Genomic DNA, 16,797 nt, shown 5'->3' on the forward strand with positions numbered 1-16,797 from the left:
CGGCCAAAGTGCACGAGGAGGAAACGTCTAGTCAAGGTTGATTAGAAGCGCATATTGAGGGGATCGGGGACCGTTCGCCACGAACCCGGATCATCGGCCATGGTGTAGGCGCCCTCAGACAGTCGTTTGCTCAAGCTCTTCGCCCACTCCAGTTCGGTGCGTGCGTGTCCCGCCCACAGTTCGGCCTGATCGCGGACGTGTTCGGGAATGTCGGGGTTCGGGTTCTCCCGCCACTTGGCCTGCACTACGAGCTCCGCTTCGAGGCGCGCGACCCGCTCGTTAATGTGCGCGATGGCATCTTTCCTGGTCAGCATGGGCAACATGGCGATGGACGCGTTGAGCATGTCCGGGTCGTGGGTGCGCCGCAGACCGTCGCGGACCAGTTCGACCATCTCGTCACGTCCCCGAGCTGTCACGCGGTACAGAACGCGCTCCGGCCCAGAGTTGCCCGGCTCGGCGTGTTCGGTGAGGAGGCCATCAGCCGCCGCCTTCTTCAGCGCGTGATAAATCGAGCCGGGCTTGATCTTGGCCCAACTCTCCGCACCCCAGCTCTGCAGTTCGGACCGCACCTGGTAGCCATGCGCGCCGCCGGAGAGGTGCACGATACCGAGTACCAGGAGCTTCGTCGCCGACACTCGCCCACCCCCGCTCAACCCTCTCGTCTCGATCGCGAACTTTCCCATGGGTTCGATTCCTTCTCTCGGTGTTGCGAACGGATTGGTTGAGCTAGTCAAGTTTGATTACTTGGCCAAAGTACGCGAGGAGGAACGACTAGTCAAGGTTGATTAGGAGCGCATCTTGAGGGGATCGGGGACCGTTCGCCACGAACCCGGATCATCGGCCGCACCCCAGCTCTGCAGTTCGGACCGCACCTGGTAGCCATGCGCGCCGCCGGAGAGGTGCACGATACCGAGCACCAGGAGCTTCGTCGCCGACATGCGCCCACCTCCGCTCAATCTGCTCGGACTCGCTCCGCTTGCGCGCCCGCCAGGGTGGTGTCAACTCCCACCAACACTAGGGTGCTCTCCTGGTCCGGGTGGTGTCAGCACTGACCTACAAACGGTGCTGGTGGAGACCTCCAAAGCCAAGCTGGCCAGGACCACAGAGCACCAGCCTGCGTTGGCGGCGTACGAGCGGATCGTCCGCCCTTACGTGCAGATCGGTCAGCAGATGCCGCCCGGCGGGATCCGCTCTTATGCGCCGCAGTCGAAAGCCGCCATCCGTGCCCGCTGGATTTCGACTCGGATGATGGTCAGCCGCCCGTTGCGTGGGCTCTCCCGGCGGCTGCTCTTCAGCCGAGCCGAGGCCATCGATCTGCCCCAGTACGAATCGTAATACGTGATCGAGGCTCAGACGCGCGACTTGTCCGCCATCGCCAGGGAACAGTCATGCAACCAGATCGGAGCCGTGGACGGCTCGGCGCAGACGCCGACTTCGTCACTGGTACAGGCGGCCCGGTCCGGTCAACCGCGTGCGGTGGGGCGCAGTACCCGTACGGTGTCCGGTTGAGCCCGAAGCATGTACTCGGCCAACGGCGTCTGCCGGTACAGGACACTGCGTGCTGACCGCCGGCTGGTGAGCAGACCCGCATCGCGCAGGATCCCCAGGTGCTCGTTGACCGCCGCCGGACTCTGGCCGAGCTCGCGAGCGATCTGCGTGGTTGACATCGGTATCGAGGTACGGCGGAGGATCGCGGCGCGGGTACGGCCGAGCAGCGTGGCCAGCGGCTCCGGCCCCCGCACGGCCGGGGCGTCGTGCCCCTCCCACACCCGGGCGATGCCGCGCGCGCCGTATGTCAGTCCGAACCGGCCGCTGCCACCGTCATCCAGGATCAGGTCCGGCCAGGCGAAGACCGACGGGGTCAGGATCATCTGCGACGCATACTGCACTTCGCCGTCGCAGTGCGGTTTGTCGACGTACATCCGGTCGCACTCGACGCTGATCTCGGGATGCAGGTCCCGCAACAAGGAGTAGACGCCTTCGTCCATCAGGCCGGCCATGCGGTGGCTGACGTCGTCCTCCAGAACCGCGCACATGCGCGGCCAGAACGGCCGGATCACCGCATCCCAGTAGTCCCAGAGTGCCTCCGCCAGCCGAGGCGTGGCTCGAGGCCCGGAGTCCAGCAGCTCGGCGACTCGCCGCGGAGGGGGCCGGCCGCACCAGACCTGCTGTAGGTCGCGCTCCAGGTCGGCGGCGGTCAGGTTGGTCATAGCCCTCAGTTGCTCCTCCAGTGAGGGCTGGGAGACCCGTCCGGGGGGTACCAGGCACGAGGCGATGTATGGCCCGGGCGGTACCACGGACAGGAGCAGCTCGAGATCAACCCGGTCGAGCCGGCCACGAGCCTCCCGCAACCAGGGTGAATGCACGTGCGTGGGTTGTGGCCGGCCCAAAAGGCGCAGGCTCAACGCCGCCTCGGCCAACGGCGAGAACGAGAATCGGGTCTGCCCGAGGACGTCCGGACTCAGTGCAAAGGTGATCAAGAGTTGGACCTCCGTGACCGTGGATACCAGCGTGACGGGCCGGCACCGGGACGCACAAGCATTCGGCGTACACCGAATGCGCGCCAGCCTCGCTGCGCGCGACCAGCAGGAGTCTTCGGGTGGCGACGAACGGTTGGGCAGAACCCGGTGCCTGGGCGAAGGTGCCAAGGTCCGTAATCACGGTGATGCCGATAAGCCCCCCGCCGGGGCCTCGAGGCGGGTTAGTTCAACGCGGCTTCGAAAGCGACCCGCCGATCCCCGAGGCCACATTGCCGGGCCTCCCGGCCACCACGGTCACCCTGCTCGACGCCGATCGCCGGGCATCCCCGGTGCCTAACCGGTCACCTGTCTTCGGTCGTGGGCGAATCGTTTCCCTCAGGCTCGGTCCCCAGGCACGGTGAGGGCCGGCTCGCCGACCGGCGGAGCCGTCACTGAGACGAGGAGACGATCGTGGCTGATGAACCGATGAGCGCCGACGGGCGCGGGACCGACCCGTCCGGCGCGGCGAGCCTGCCACCGTCGGTGGATCGCGCCGTGTTCGAGGCGAAGCTGGCCGAGCTTCGAGTCCGCGAGAAGGCGCACACCCGGGAGGGCGACACGATCGCCTCGGCTCGGCGACACCTGCCGATGGTCGAGGTGGACGCCACCCTCCCGCTGATCGGGCCGCTCATGGATCTGACAGTCTGGGGACGGCAGGAGCCGTGGGAGGCTTCTCCAGCCGGATGGCCCCAGAAGTGCACCTCGGCCCGTACGGAGACCGGCCCACCGACTTGGACACCGGTTCTCAGCTGGCCGAGCGGACGCCCCATCGCGCAGTGGTCGCGTATCGAGGCCGGCCGCTCCGACAACCTCACCGCCGACCCGGCAGAAGCGTCGTAAGGGAGTGGATCCGATGGGAGACTTGCGGTGCCCGATCGTCGAATTGCGGCAGTACACGCTGCATCATCAGCAACGAGACGTGTTGATCGAGTTGTTCGAACGGGAGTTCGTCGAGACGCAGGAGGCGGCCGGCATCACCGTCCTCGGGCAGTTCCGCGACTTGGACGACCCGGACAGATTCGTCTGGATCCGGGGGTTTGACACCATGCCCTGTCGCGCTGAAGCGCTAGGGAGGTTCTACGGCGGCCCTGTCTGGCAGGCACACCGCGAGGCCGCGAACGTAACTATGATCGACTCCGACAACGTACTTCTGTTGCGTCCGGCGTCGGCCGCCGCCGGATTTCCGCGGCCGACGTTTGCTCCACCGTCGCCGGACGAGCCGGCGGCGGTCCCGCCGTCGCGCTTGCTCGCCACCCTGTGGCAAGGCGAGGGTCGGTTCACCTCCGGGCTCGTCGAATTCTTTGAGCAGATAGTGCGGCCTGTGCTGGCCGAGACTGGCGGCGAACCGCTGGCCTACCTACGGTCGGAGCACGCACCGAACACCTTTCCGGCGTTGCCGGTGCGCACCGGCGAGGAAATTTTCGTGTGGTTCACCCGTTTCGCCGACACGAACCAGATGGACGGCCACATCGAGCGATTGGAGAGTTCGCGGAGTTGGCGCAAGAATGTCCTGCCGCCTGCATCGGCCTGGTGGTCGGCAGGCCCCCAACGGCTGCGGCTCGAGCCCACCGCGCGGTCGCTGCTCCGGTGAACCGCGGTGCCGGGTAACCAACTGCCAACCGTATGCTTTGCCCCGTCCCGCCACCAGGCTCTCAGCGGCAGCGTACCGTCACCGGATTCTGTGCCCCGGGAATCGGCGGCTGGTCAGTGGCTCCGGCCCTGCGCCGCACGGAAATGCCGAGATGACTGCGCTTCAATCTTCCCGATCGAGTCGCCGTACTCGAGACATGAGGATTCGCGGGTCTATGAAGAGAAACGATGGGCGTTCCGAGTGCACCATTCGGTGAAGGTTCCGGCCGGGCGGCCCAGCAGGCGGTGAATCGTGTCGGTACGGAAACCGGTGGTGTCGGCACGCATGAGGGTGAAGCCCTCGATGAGGGCGGCGGCGAGCGGCGGGGGCGCCCCGTTCGGGAAGCGGGATCGTACGGCCTCTTCGGGGGTGGCCACCGGCCGCACGGTGATATGCCGGCCGATAGCGGTGGCGAGTGTGCGGGCCTGCTCCGCCACGGTGAGCGCCTGCTGTCCGGTGAGGACGTACTGCTTGCCTTCGTGGCCGTCTTCGGTCAGGGCGATGGCGGCCGCCGCGGCGATGTCGGCGGGATCGATCGGGGCGTACCGGCCGGGGCCTACGGGGTCGAGAATGAAGCCGCCCGCTCGGATCGTGGGCAGCCAGTCCAGCGCGTTGGTCATGAAGGCGCCTGGTCGCAGAATCGTGGCTGGGATGCCCGCGGCGCGAATCAGTTCCTCCCGGTTGTGATGCCAACGGCCCATCGCCGGCATGGGGTCGCCGAGCACGTTGGATGAGGACAGGTGAACGACGTGTCCCACGTTGGCGGCCCGGGCTGCCGTGACGGCGTTCTCCGTCTGACGCAGACCGATGCCCGGGGTGAGCAGGAACAGCTTGTCGACGCCGTCGAAGGCGGCTGGCAGAGTCGCGGGGTCGTCGAGGTCAGCGACGACGTGCTTCGTGGACGCGACGATCCGGGCTGGGTTGCGGACCAGAAGGCGCATGTCGGCGCTTCTCTCGGCCAGGATCGCGATCAATTCCCGGCCGACGTTCCCGGTGGCGCCGGTGATCAGTAGCATGATTCACTCCAGGATCGATAACCGGTTAATGATCTTCTGCCCGAACGATAACCGGTTAATGATCTGTCGTCAATGAGGAGGCTTGGTGCCCGAGTTTCTCGACCTGCACGGCATCACCAACAAAGCGGTGCGCGCGGCCGCAGAGGCTGCCATGCAGCGCCACGGCCTCCACCTGGGTCAAGATCACTTGCTGGCGGTGCTGTGGAACCAGGATGGCCGCACGCCCGGCGAGATCGCCGCCAAGGTGAACGTCTCGACGCCGGCGGTGGTGAAGATGTCCGGGCGCCTGATCGACGCCGGCCTGATCACCCGCCGCCGCGACGATCGGGACAACCGCTTGGTTCGTCTGTGGCTGACCGACGCCGGACGAGCCCTGCGGCAGCCTGTCGAATCGGAACGACGTCGCCTCGAAGAGAGCGTCACCAAAGACTTGACCGCAGCCGAGCGCCGCACTCTGCTGTCTGCGCTGACCAAGATCCAGCGTGCGGCGAGCGTGCTGTTGGCCGAGCCCGACTGACATCCTCTCCGGCAGGATCAGACGCACTGATCTGGCACCCGATAATGCGCGGCGCCGCCAGGTCGCTCAGGCGGCGTGGATGCCGCGTGACGGGCATGACGCGAGCGTGTGGGCCGTTTAGCATCGGGAGCGTGTCCCCGCGGGTCGCGTTGGCGTTGGGGTCCGGTGGAGCGCGAGGGTTCGCGCACATCGGGGTCATCGAAGTGCTCGGCGAGCGCGGCCTGGAGGTCGTGGCGGTCGCCGGGTCGTCGGTGGGTGCCCTGGTCGGCGGGGTGATGGCCGCCGGGCGGCTCAAGGAGTTCACCGAGTGGGTGGTCGGGCTCAAGCAGCGTGACGTACTGCGGCTGTTCGACCCCAAGTGGTCGTCGCCCGGGATGATCACGGCCGACCGGCTGATCGATCACCTCGGCGGCTTCCTCGGCGACACGCTGATCGAGGATCTGCCGATCCCGTACACGGCGGTGGCCACCGACATCACCGCCCGTCGCGAGGTGTGGTTCCAGAAGGGCTCGCTGCGCTCGGCGATCCGGGCCTCGATCGCCATCCCCGGCCTGATCACCCCGATGCTGGCCGACGGCCGGGTACTTGCCGACGGTGGTCTGCTCAACCCGGTGCCGATCGATCCGACCGCCTCGGCGCAGGCCGACCTGACCGTGGCGGTCTCGCTGCTGGCCCGTCGCCCGGACCACGAAACCGGCGCCCCGATCCGGATCGCGGCCCACACCCGGCACCCCGGCAGCCTGCGCCTCGCCGACGTCATCACCAGCTCGCTGGACGCGATGCAGGACATGATCGCGCGTTACCGGATGGCCGGTTTGCCGCCGGACGTGCACATTGCGGTGCCGGTGAGCGCGGGTCGGGTGATGGACTTCCATCGAGCCGCCGAGATGATCTCGCTCGGCCGTGACCTGGCCACCGCCGCCTTGGACGACGCCGGCCTCTGACATTCGGCCGCGCTCCCTTCAGGGCGAGATCAACGGCCGGTACGGGCGACGGCGTGACGGTCACGGGGGCCATGGACCTCTCGGGCAGGTCACGTCGTGGCCGGTGAATCACCATTTCCGAAATGGATCTCTCCACCGATCGGTCATTTGTGCGAGCACGAGGCGTCGATAAAGTTTCGCGCGTATTTCGAACGCATTGATGTTGCCGACACCGGGATCATGGGCCCCTGTAATGTCGCTCACTGATCGATCGCGTCACCCGTGACGGACGGCGCACTTATTTCTCTCCGATTTAACCTTACGCCCGTTTGACCCCAGCTCAGAGCGGTGGCCGTGCGGATCAAGAAATCCGTGAGAATCAAATTATGTGTTCGTTTTTGATCTGCAATCCGTGACCGGAAAGAAATGTTCTCCAGACGCTCGCGCCGGACCGGGTCTTCCTGTTCTCTTGGAGAACGGCACCGATTCACTGCATTGAATATCAAGTCCAGGGAGCATTCATGACGGCACCGCCCGCACTACCGGCCCGGGTAGGGACCCGCCTGGCATGGCGGCCGCTGCAGCGCTCGACGCGCGTCGCGATCATCGCGGCGCTCACCGCCACCGTGTTCTATCAACTGTTCCTGCTCAACCCGGCCTACCGTGGACCGGGCTGGCTGTGGATCGCCATGCTGGCCGCCGAGGGCCTGACCGCACTGCACCTGGTCGGGACCTGGTGGACCATCCTGGCCCACGACGACCGGCCCGAGCCGGTGGATGTCACTGTCTGGCGCAACCAGTTGCGGGCCGGCGCCGACGTCCCCGCCATCGACGTCTTCGTCACGGCGTACGGCGAGGAACCGGTGCTCGTCCGGCGGACCCTGCTCGCGGCCCGCGAGATGCAGCTGCCCCATCGGACGCTGCTGTTGGACGACGGCGACAGCGACGAGCTGCGCCGGATCGCCGACGAGGTGGGCGTGGACTACCTGCGGCGTCCGGGCGGCGCGCACGCCAAGGCCGGCAACGTCAACGCCGGACTCGCCCGTACGGACGGCGAGTTCGTGGTCATCTTCGACGCCGACCACGTGCCCGAGCCCAACTTCCTGCTCACCATCCTGCCGCACCTGCAGGACCCGGACGTGGCGTTCGTGCAGTCCCCGCAGGCGTACACGAACAATGTCAATCTGGTGGCCACCGGCTCGGGTGAAGCCCAGCGGATCTTCTATGAGCTGGTCTGCCCGGGCAAGAACCATTTCAATGCCGCGTTCTGCGTCGGCACCAACGTCATGTTCCGGCGGGCGGCCCTCGACAGCATCGGCGGCATCTGGACCGGCAGCAACTCCGAGGACATCTGGACGTCGATCGAGTTGCACAAACGCGGCTGGAAGTCGATCTACGTACCGCAGGTGCTGGCCCGCGGGCTGGCGCCGGAGGATGTTCCGTCCTACCTGAAGCAGCAGCTGCGCTGGGCCGGCGGCGGCTTCGAGGTCTTGCTGCGCGGCCGCCTGTTCAAACGCGGCAGCGGCCTGACCGTCGACCAACGCCTGCAGTACCTGTTCTGTGGCACGCACTACCTGCTGTCCGTGGCGATGCTGACTTTCATGCTGTTCCCGGCGCTCTATCTGCTGTTCGCGCTGAGCCCGATCCGCGCCGACGGCGTCGCGTGGGCCACCCACTACCTGCCTTTCCAGGCGGCCGTGCTGCTGGTCACCTGGCTGCAGTCGGGCGGCTTCAAACTGTCCGCGATCGTGGCCAGCATCGGTGCCGCCCCCGTACATCTGCGGGCGCTGGGCGGCGTGCTGCTCGGCCGGCCGGCGAAGTGGAAGGCCACCAACGCCGGCGGCGACAGCGCCCGGTCGTTGTGGGTCGTCATGCCGCTGCTCGCCCTGCTGGTGCTGAACGCGACAGGCATCGTGGTCGGCGTGCTGGTGATGGCCGACCCGGCGCCGACCTGGTTGTCCGTCGGCTGGGCCGCCATGATCGTGCTGATCCTCGGCCGGATGATCGTCGAGTCGGTGACCGGCGGCCGGATCCGGCTCCGCGCCACCCCCGCGGCCGTACCGCCGGGCGGCCCCCGTCCTCCCGTCGGCGGCCTGCCCTCAGCCGAGGGACAGCCCGCCACCCAGCCGCAGCCTGTCGCGGCCGCCGCCTGACCGAGGTCCCACCCGCGAGAGAGGCACCACCATGAACTCCACACTCGACACGACCATCGAACATGACGGGACCACCGCGGCGTCGCCGAGCCCCGACCCCACCTCGGGCGCCGCACCGGCTCCGCCCGGGCGGAGCCGGCTGCGACGGGCACTGCTCTTCGCGCGTACGTCAGTGGTCGTTCTGATCCTGCTGGCCGCGGCCGCCGGCGGCGGCTTCTGCCTCGTACGACAGCGCCTCGCCGACCGCATGCTGGTGGATGCGGGCTCGGCGGTGCTGACTGCGCAGCCGATCACCGTCGGTTCGCCCGATGCCGCCGTCGTCACCCGGATGCTGACCACCGAGCGGACGAGTGTGACCGCCGGTGCGGTCCTGGCCGTCATCACCCGGACCGCGGACGGCGGAGGGGCGCGGGTGCAGGAGTTGCACGCGCCGGCCGCCGGCGTCGTCACCAAGATCAACGTCGCGCCCGGCCAGATAGCCCGGGCCGGGGAGCCGATCGTCACGCTCTACGATCCGGCCAAACTCTCCTTTCAGGTCGATGTGCCGCTCGAAACGCTGCGCAAGCTGCGGCTCGGGATGACCGCCTACGTGACCGGCCCCGGCCTGAGCGGGCGAATCGTCACGACGCTGCAGGAGGTCGAGCCGGAGGTCGAGTCAGCGCCGTCGGTGAACAGCCCGGACCGGCTGACCGTCGTGCTGCGGCCGGACCCGGCGGCCCTCGCGACCGTCCGGACGCTCGTGCCCGGCCTCCAGTTCACCGCGGTCGTCGACACCACCACGGCCGTCGGTCGCACCCCGGCGGTGAACAGCGCATGAGCCGCCGCCGATCGGCCGTGACCGCGATCGCGGCACTCACCGCGTTGACCGCGTGCAGCTCCGGGCCGGCCGTCACACCGGCCCGCCCCGAAGCGCCCGCGCAGGAAAAGAGCGTCGGGACCGTCACCGAGGACGCCGCGACGACGCGGCTCGCCGTACCGGCGGTGACCGGCCGCGGAAGCATCGCCGCTGCGCTGTCGGCCGGTTCCACCCCGACCAAGGCACCCGTTCAGGCCGGTGACCTCGCAGGCCTTGCGGTGCCGACCAACCAGTGGTGGAGTTCCGCGCTGACCGGGCCCCGCACCAAGCCGATCTGGGCCCATCCGCTCGCGGTGCAGGCCGCCGCGGGCGGACTGCAGATCAGCGGCGCTCCGGTCACCGCCGCGGCCAATGCCATCACCACCCCCTTCCTGGCCGCCCTCACCGTCGGCGCCGCCACCGGAGGCGTCAGCGTCGTCGGCTACGGCGCCTTCCATGTCGTGGTCCGGGTCGGCCTCGCCGGGGGCGGCCGGGTCGACGTCACCCTGGTGCAGGGCAGCCCCGTGCTGTGGCTGCGCTTCCACGGCGCGGCGCCCACGCTGACCGGCGCGTTCTCCGATGCCGGCAGCTCGGCCGGCCGGGCCCGGCTCGACATCGCGGGTGGCCGGTGGGACGTTCTGGGTGCCGGCCTGAAACTCAGCGGCTCCACCGTGACCGGAACGGGCGAGCAGCTGGCCGTGGCGCGAGTACCCGCCGGCGCCGACCGGGCGAGCTGGGAACGGGCCAGCACCGGCGACCCGGTCGTGCAGACCACGGCCGCGATGGCGTACGACGCCGCGGCCGGGACGGTCACTCAAACGCTCACCGCCCGGCGGGCCGATGGGGGCGCCGGGGCGTGGGCCCTCCTGCCTCATCAGCAGGCCGGTCTGGTTCCCGGACCGGCACCGGTGGCCGGCTCGTACCCCGACGCACGAGGCACGATGTCACTTGTCACGGCGAATGCGGTGCGGGTCCGGGTACCGATGCCGGGACTGCTCACCGCCGTACCGAAAGTGCCGCTGAGCGAGGCGGTAACGCGCGCCGTACGGACCGACCTGGACCGCGATCTGGCGGACCCGCCCGGCGCCGGAGGCAGTTACTTCGGGCTCAAGGAGCTCGGCCGGCTGGCCACCGTCGCCGAGGTGGCCGTGGCCACCGGCGCGGACGCACAGCGAACGACGGCGCTGGCCCGGCTCAAGCCGCAACTGATCGATTGGCTGACCTACAGCGGGCCCTCCGACAACCGCTTCTTCGGCTATGACAAGACGTGGGGCGGCCTGATTGCCGTGCCGGCCGAGTTCGGTGCCCAGGACTACAACGACCACCACTTCCAGTACGGCTACCTGATCCGCGCCGCGGCGGTCCTGGGGGCGGCCGACCCCGGGTTCGCCCGCGACTACGGCGACGTGGTGGATCTGATCATTCGGGACTACGCCGGGTCCCTGGCGATCGGCCCGGCGGACGGGTTGCCGCCGTTCCGGGCGTTCAACGCCTACCTCGGTAGCTCCGCCGCCTCCGGATTCGCGCCCTTCGCGGACGGCAACAACCAGGAGTCGTCCGGCGAGGCGGTCGCGGCCTGGGAGGCGGTGGTCCGGTGGGGACTGGTCCGCGACAACGCGAAGATGACCGCCTACGGCGTTACCCACTACGCGCTGGAGGCGGCCACCGCCCGAATGTACTGGCTCGGCACCGGACTGACCCGCCAGCCCGGCTACGCCCACACCACCGCGGGCATCGTCTGGGATGCGAAGATCGACTACGCGACGTGGTTCGACCCCAAGCCGGAGTCCGTCCTCGGCATTCAACTGCTGCCGCTGACCGCGGGTTCGTTCTACCGGGGGCCGTCGGCCACCCGCGAGCGCGAGCTGGGCGCTCAACCGCGGGTCTGGGGCGATCTGTTCGCCGCCGACGTGGCCCTTTCCGACCCCACGGCCGCCCGCCGGCGGCTCGGCGCCGGCCTCACCCGGGAAGAGAGTACGAGCCGGGCAATGGTCCGCTACTGGGTCGAGTCGCTGGCGGTGCTCGGGCCACCGCAACCCGCCGTACCCGAACCGGTGGGGGCACTCGCTTTCGGGCCGGCGAACGCACCGCGGGTGGTCCGGGCGCCGGGAGCCTGAGTCGTGCTCCTGGTGCTGCCGGCCGTCCACGCCGGTACTGCGTGGACGGCCAGGGCGAGCTTCCGGGTTCCGTTCGTGGCCTTCGGTCAGGCGGTGGAGCAGGAGGCACCGTTGAGGGTGAACGATGCGGGCTTGGCCGGTGTTGGTGATGGAGACGCTCTCGGTGAGACCGGTGTTCCACGCATTGACGGTGTCGGTGACCCGGCATCCGCCGGACCCGGCCGGCGGGGTCGTCGGCGCAGTCGTGGGCGGGGTCGTCGGCGCAGTGGGTGGCCGGCGTGGTCGGCGGCGTCGTGGTGGTCGCGCTGTTCAGACCGAAGAACGCGATCGCGTACGCGGCCATGCCGCTGGACAGCAGGCTGTGCCCGGCGCCCTGGATGCTGTACGCCTCGACGTCGACGCGCCCGAAGGAATCGGCGAAGCTACGGTGGCTTGTCCGTGGTGGCCCAGAGCCACGTACGGGCGGTCGTGGCCCGTTTCACCGACGGCCTACCGTCCGGTATCGAAGCCCACAGCGTGGCCGACCTCCTCGCCGGCGTACGAACATCCGCGATGTCGACCGCCGGGCCGACCTGATCGGCTGCGCGCTCCTGCTGTCGGCCTTCAGCCGCCGTTGTTCGAGGCCGTCGGGTCGGTGACTGGCGAGGGCGGCGTTGTTGCGACGGTGAGAGTTACGGACGTACCGCATTTGACCTCGTCTTCGGGTGATCGACTCTGCTTGATGACGGTGCCGGGTGCCTCGTCTGATGGCTCTTCTCGAATCTGGGACTCGAGCTGATGGCGCTTTAGCTGTTCGTCGGCTGCCTCCGTGGAGAGGCCTTGCACATCGGGAACGCGGCACAGACTGCCGTTTGAGATGAAGACGTCGACGGTGGAGCCTGTCGGGGCCTCGTGGCGAGGGTTGGATCCGACCACTCGTCCGGCGGACGAAGCGCTGTCCTTCGGTACGCACCTGGTGGATAGGTTGACCTTGCGCAAAGCCTGGTCGGCGGAGCCGCAGGTTTCACCGAGGTCGGGCAGTCCGACCAGCTTGGGGCCCCGGGTCGAGCCGGTCGAGTGCGGGGCGGTCGGGGCCGGGGCCGAGGGCGTTGTGTTGCACACGGTGATGCTGATCGGGATGCCTCGGTCGGCCGGCTGACCGGCCGGCGGGTTCTGCGCGACGACCGCGTCCGGTGCGCAGGTGGAGCCGAAGGGGGCGGGGACAGCGGTCGCCGTCAGTCCTTTCGCGTGGAGCGTCGCCTCGGCGTCGGCGCGGGTCAGGCCGACCAATGCCGGGATCGGCGTATGGGAACGGCCCGCGGGGAACAGCAGGGCCGCCGCGCCGGCGGCAAGGAGGACGGCCGCCGCGGCCAGCCCGACGAGCCATCGTCTTTTCCCTCCGCGACCACCCGCATCCGGGCCGGGAGAGTCGCCGGCGTCGGGCTTGTCCGGCGGTGGAACCGCGTGGGGCATCCGCACCCGGGCGAGGGTGCGGGTCGGCGGCGGCTCGGCAGCGATCCCCGTTTGTCCCGCCCCGTCGGCGGGCGTCGGTTGTGAAGGACTGTCAGCGATCGCTGGTTGTGCCCCGGCGCTGCGACGATCGACCGTGACGTGCACTCGCACGACCTGTGCCGTACCCGATCTGCGGTCGCGCACGACGATCTTGCCTCGGTTGGGACCCGGATGGGGCCGGAGTTCGATGGTCAATTGACCGCCGCGCACCTCGGCGTCCAGCCAGGCGGCGTCGGTCTCGGCCGTGCAGTCGACTTCGGCGTCGGCCAGCGGGAAGATCTCGATGACCTCCGGGCCGAGCCGCTCGTCCGGTCCCACGTCGCGCAAGGTGACCGTGTTTTCGGACAGCACGAAGGTCGGGTCGCCCGCGCGGCGGGCGGCTGCGGTGGCGGCCGGTGCCGGTGCGGCGGGCCGTTTGGCCAGCATGACCGCCGCGTCGCCGTCGAAGCGGCAGTGCGGGATCTGTTTCGTGGTGGCGGACAGCTTCGCCCGTACGTAGTCGAAGACCTCGCGCAGGTCGAGGTAGCCGTCGCCGTCCCGGTCGTCGGCGGCACCGAGGAGCCCGGTGACCAGATGTTCGGTGAACAGGCTCGTGCCGGTCGCCACGGCCGCGTCGTTGGCCAGCGCCGCGCCGCGCGTGCTGGACACGACGTAGCGTCCCGGGCCGGCGAGCGGTGCGGCCACGTCGCCGCCCTTGAACATGCCGCTGCTGCAGCAGTCCAGGATGATCACGGTGCACCGGGCCACCGCCTGCTCGATGAACTCGTTGATCCGTACGTTGCTGACCGCCGTCCGCAGCAGCCGGTCCGAGCGGGTGTTGCGGCCGCACAGGAAGAGCTGGTTGCGTTCGTCGAGCAGCCCGTGCCCGCTGTAGTAAAGCAGCAGCAAGTCGTCGCGGTGGGCCTCGGAGAAGAACCGGTCCAGCTCGTCGAGCAGGTCGTGCGAGCTTCGTTCGATGACCAGCCGGACGTTCTCCTCGGCGAAGAGTCCGGTCGCGGAGTCGACGAGGGCCCGGTGCAGCCGGGCGACGTCCTTCGTCGGGGCGTTGAGCGGGTTGAGCCCGGCGTCCGCCTCGAACACGCTGTTGCCGATGAGCAGCGCCCGGTAGGTCATCACTGCTCCTTGGCGAGCTCCGAAGCGGCCATGATGAGCGGTGCCAGGGCGTCGGCCCCGGCGTTGTCGGCCGAGACGCGCACGGTCCTGGTGGTGCCCCTGGCGTCGGTGAAGGTCAACTCCACCGAGCGACGCCGGTCCCGGCTCAGCCAGGCCCGGATCACCTGGACGGCGACGCTGAACGCCCCGGCCGAGCCGAGCGACAGGATGAGCTGGTCGACCGCGCCCTTGGTGCCGGGCACCGGCGTCCGGTGCAGGCGCAGCGATCCGGTGTCGTGGCCGAGGTCGTGGACGAGGATCGCGGTTTGCGCGAACCAGCGCGGATCGTCGTCGTCATAGTGGTCGTTGCGCGCGACCAGTCCAATCTTGAGTGTCTCGGCCATCGGTGCTCCCCTGAATTGCGTCCTCGACCTGTCCAGACCTGCGACGGCGGAACGAAATACTTAAGAGCGACCGTAGAAGCGCTGTCCGATGGTCAGAAGTACGACTTCAGAACCGGTCGTCGGCGTTCAGTTCGAAGAGCGCCTGGCTGGGGTCGCGGCGGGATTTAGCCTGATACATCGCGGTGTCGGCGTCGCGGACCAGGGATTCGGCGTCGGCCAGCGGCGTTTGGTGGGCGTGCGCGATGCCGATGCTTGCGGTGACCGTCAGCTGGTGGCCGGCCAGCCAATGCGGGCGGTTGAGCGAGGTCTGCAGGCGCTGGGCCATCGCCACCGGGGTGTGGTCGTCGTCGAGGGCGTCGAGCAGGACCAGGAACTCGTCGCCTCCGAAGCGGCCCGCCGTGCCGTGGTCGCCGAGGCCGGTGCGGAGCCGTTCGGCCACCTCGACCAGGATCTGGTCGCCGACGGCGTGGCCGAACGTGTCGTTGATCAGCTTGAAGCCGTCGAGGTCGACGAAGAGCACGGCGACGTCGGGCCGGCGCTCGGGGCCGGGTGCGATCGCCGCGGCCAGCAACTGCAGGAAGTGTGCCCGGTTGGGCAGGCCGGTGAGGTGGTCGTAGAGGGCGCTGGCGCGCAACTGCTCCTTCTGCTCGCGGAGGGTGGCGAGTACGGCCTGATAGTCGAGTGCCACTGTCAGCAGCGCCGCCCACTGGTTGATCGGCTCGCGCCCGGTGGCCGCTTGCAGGTCCACCCGGTCGACCGTGGCGAGGAGTCCCCAGTCGCGGTCTCGCACCCGCACCGGGACGACGAAGGCCAGGGCGCCCGGCTCGGCACGCACCGCGTCGAGGATGGCCGGCGGAGGGAACCCGCTGGCCAGGACCGGGGGCAGGGTCGAGGGCGCGGCCGGGCGATGGAAGTGGCCGACGATGTCGAGCGTGCGGTCGCCGGGGCCGGGCGTTTCCGTCCACAGCCCGAGGCAGCCCGCCCGCGCCGAGGTGCGGCGCAGCCAGCCGAGCTGCCGGGGGTCTTCCTCGTGGCTGCGGAGCAGGTCGAGGCTGATGTCGTACTGGCTGCTCAGGGCCGCCTGGAGCCGGGTGCGTTCGCGGTATTGCGACCGGCCCTCGGCGCGCAATGTCTCGGGCGCACGCACCGCGTCGGTCTCGCTGCCCGGGAACTCGGGCGAAGGGCAACCGCACGACTCACGTACGACCAGTTGCGTCGCCACCTCGTGGCGCACCGCCTGCCCGCCCGGGCCGTCGATCGCCGACAGCAGCGCCCGGGCTGCGGTGGAGCCGACCTGGAAGAGCGACTGCCGGATGGTGGTCAGGCGGGGGTCGGTGAACGACGCGTCGGTGAGGTCGTCGAAGCCGATGATCGCCTGATCGTCGGGTAGCCGGCAGCCGGCCGCGGTGAGGACCCGCATCAGGCCGACGGCGTTGAGGTCGGTGCCGGTCAGCACCGCGGTCGACGGCAGCCCGGCGGCCAGCATCGCGTGCGCCGCGCCTTCGCCCCCGGCCTGCTGGTTGTCGACCGCTTCGAAGATCAGCTCCGGGTCGGGGGTGATGCCGTTCTCGATCAGTGTCTGACGGTACGTCTCGCAGCGTTCCCTCTGGTCGAGCGCGCCCATGAAGCCGGCGAACGCGATGCGCCGGTGGCCGTGCCGGATCAGGTGCTCGACCGCGGCGCGCACCCCGACCCGGTTGTCGGGGAAGACGGTCGGGCATTCGAGTTCGGGGAAGTCGTGGCTGACCACGACGACCGGCCGGCCGGTGGCCTGGATCTCCTGCAGGTATTTGGCGCTGGCCGCGTTCACGATGACGACGAAGCCGGCGGCGTGGTCCCAGGCCAGGGGATGGGGTGGGTGCGGCGGCTCGATCAGCTCCAGCTGGTCGGTGCCGGCGTCGAGGGTCTGCACAGCGACCACCGCGGCTCCGGCCCCGGCGGCGACCTGGGCGATGCCGTCGATCACACCGCCGAAGTACCACCCGCCGAGGAAGGGGGAAAGAACGCCCACGACGGGGCCGTCGGCCATCGGGAGACCATACCGCTACTCCGGGCCAGTTTTGTGATCCGCGACATCTCTTCTGGCCGACCGGGTGATCT

16 protein-coding genes are annotated in these 16,797 nt (G+C 69.2%); 9 read left to right on the forward strand and 7 right to left on the reverse strand.

What is annotated here, in order from left to right; translation table 11 throughout:
• Nucleotides 1-41 precede the first annotated feature (41 nt).
• Nucleotides 42-683, reverse strand: a complete 642-nt coding sequence (locus ACIA5C_RS23755; RefSeq protein ID WP_396058046.1) for a PadR family transcriptional regulator — start codon at nucleotides 681-683, stop codon at nucleotides 42-44.
• 102 nt (nucleotides 684-785) lie between these two features.
• On the reverse strand, nucleotides 786-938 hold the full coding sequence (locus tag ACIA5C_RS23760; RefSeq protein ID WP_396058048.1) for a hypothetical protein: 153 nt from the start codon (nucleotides 936-938) through the stop codon (nucleotides 786-788).
• Between the two features lie 124 nt (nucleotides 939-1,062).
• Between ACIA5C_RS23760 and ACIA5C_RS23765 the strand changes: the two genes are divergently transcribed.
• Entirely contained in the window at nucleotides 1,063-1,335 is a 273-nt protein-coding gene (locus ACIA5C_RS23765; RefSeq protein ID WP_396058050.1) for a hypothetical protein, read from the forward strand.
• Nucleotides 1,336-1,463: 128 nt separating this feature from the next.
• Here the strand turns inward: ACIA5C_RS23765 and ACIA5C_RS23770 are convergent, their stop codons facing one another.
• Entirely contained in the window at nucleotides 1,464-2,210 is a 747-nt protein-coding gene (locus ACIA5C_RS23770; RefSeq protein WP_396058053.1) for an ArsR/SmtB family transcription factor, read from the reverse strand.
• 720 nt (nucleotides 2,211-2,930) lie between these two features.
• Between ACIA5C_RS23770 and ACIA5C_RS23775 the strand changes: the two genes are divergently transcribed.
• Nucleotides 2,931-3,359 carry a DUF899 family protein gene (locus ACIA5C_RS23775; protein ID WP_396058055.1) on the forward strand — a complete coding sequence of 143 codons (429 nt, stop codon included), beginning with the start codon at nucleotides 2,931-2,933 and terminating at the stop codon, nucleotides 3,357-3,359.
• Nucleotides 3,360-3,372: 13 nt separating this feature from the next.
• Complete coding sequence (locus ACIA5C_RS23780) at nucleotides 3,373-4,110, forward strand: NIPSNAP family protein (RefSeq protein WP_396058058.1); 738 nt, start codon at nucleotides 3,373-3,375, stop codon at nucleotides 4,108-4,110.
• A 212-nt stretch (nucleotides 4,111-4,322) separates the two neighbouring features.
• Here ACIA5C_RS23780 and ACIA5C_RS23785 read toward each other — a convergent pair whose 3' ends face one another.
• Entirely contained in the window at nucleotides 4,323-5,165 is an 843-nt protein-coding gene (locus ACIA5C_RS23785; RefSeq protein WP_396058060.1) for an NAD(P)H-binding protein, read from the reverse strand.
• An 85-nt stretch (nucleotides 5,166-5,250) separates the two neighbouring features.
• On the opposite strand from ACIA5C_RS23785, the gene ACIA5C_RS23790 reads away from it, so the two are divergent.
• From ACIA5C_RS23790 to ACIA5C_RS23815, 6 genes are all read left to right on the forward strand, one after another.
• Nucleotides 5,251-5,682: a MarR family winged helix-turn-helix transcriptional regulator gene (locus ACIA5C_RS23790; RefSeq protein ID WP_396058062.1), complete on the forward strand. Its 432-nt coding sequence runs from the start codon at nucleotides 5,251-5,253 to the stop codon at nucleotides 5,680-5,682.
• 131 nt (nucleotides 5,683-5,813) lie between these two features.
• The gene (locus ACIA5C_RS23795) at nucleotides 5,814-6,626 is read left to right on the forward strand and encodes a patatin-like phospholipase family protein (RefSeq protein WP_396058064.1); all 813 of its coding nucleotides are present in this window, start codon (nucleotides 5,814-5,816) and stop codon (nucleotides 6,624-6,626) included.
• 500 nt (nucleotides 6,627-7,126) lie between these two features.
• Nucleotides 7,127-8,758, forward strand: coding sequence for a glycosyltransferase family 2 protein (locus tag ACIA5C_RS23800; RefSeq protein ID WP_396058067.1), 1,632 nt, complete (start codon nucleotides 7,127-7,129; stop codon nucleotides 8,756-8,758).
• Between the two features lie 31 nt (nucleotides 8,759-8,789).
• A complete protein-coding gene (locus ACIA5C_RS23805; protein ID WP_396058070.1) occupies nucleotides 8,790-9,575 on the forward strand; it encodes an HlyD family efflux transporter periplasmic adaptor subunit in 786 nt (261 codons plus the stop codon).
• Entirely contained in the window at nucleotides 9,572-11,710 is a 2,139-nt protein-coding gene (locus ACIA5C_RS23810) for a glycosyl hydrolase (protein WP_396058073.1), read from the forward strand. Before ACIA5C_RS23805 ends, ACIA5C_RS23810 begins: the two co-directional genes overlap by 4 nt.
• A 438-nt stretch (nucleotides 11,711-12,148) precedes the next feature.
• Complete coding sequence (locus tag ACIA5C_RS23815; protein WP_396058075.1) at nucleotides 12,149-12,286, forward strand: hypothetical protein; 138 nt, start codon at nucleotides 12,149-12,151, stop codon at nucleotides 12,284-12,286.
• A 27-nt stretch (nucleotides 12,287-12,313) separates the two neighbouring features.
• Here ACIA5C_RS23815 and ACIA5C_RS23820 read toward each other — a convergent pair whose 3' ends face one another.
• The 3 genes from ACIA5C_RS23820 to ACIA5C_RS23830 all read right to left on the reverse strand — a co-directional run bounded on the left by ACIA5C_RS23820 (nucleotide 12,314) and on the right by ACIA5C_RS23830 (nucleotide 16,726).
• Complete coding sequence (locus tag ACIA5C_RS23820) at nucleotides 12,314-14,314, reverse strand: PASTA domain-containing protein (RefSeq protein ID WP_396058078.1); 2,001 nt, start codon at nucleotides 14,312-14,314, stop codon at nucleotides 12,314-12,316.
• Nucleotides 14,314-14,697 carry a hypothetical protein gene (locus ACIA5C_RS23825; protein WP_396058080.1) on the reverse strand — a complete coding sequence of 128 codons (384 nt, stop codon included), beginning with the start codon at nucleotides 14,695-14,697 and terminating at the stop codon, nucleotides 14,314-14,316. The genes ACIA5C_RS23820 and ACIA5C_RS23825 overlap by 1 nt, the downstream gene beginning before the upstream one ends.
• A 106-nt stretch (nucleotides 14,698-14,803) precedes the next feature.
• Nucleotides 14,804-16,726 (reverse strand): diguanylate cyclase domain-containing protein, encoded by a 1,923-nt coding sequence (locus ACIA5C_RS23830; protein ID WP_396058083.1) that lies wholly within the window; start codon nucleotides 16,724-16,726, stop codon nucleotides 14,804-14,806.
• Between the last annotated feature and the right edge of the window lie 71 nt (nucleotides 16,727-16,797).

Source organism: Actinoplanes sp. NPDC051343, from assembly GCF_044455125.1.
In the GTDB taxonomy this organism is placed as follows: domain Bacteria; phylum Actinomycetota; class Actinomycetes; order Mycobacteriales; family Micromonosporaceae; genus Actinoplanes.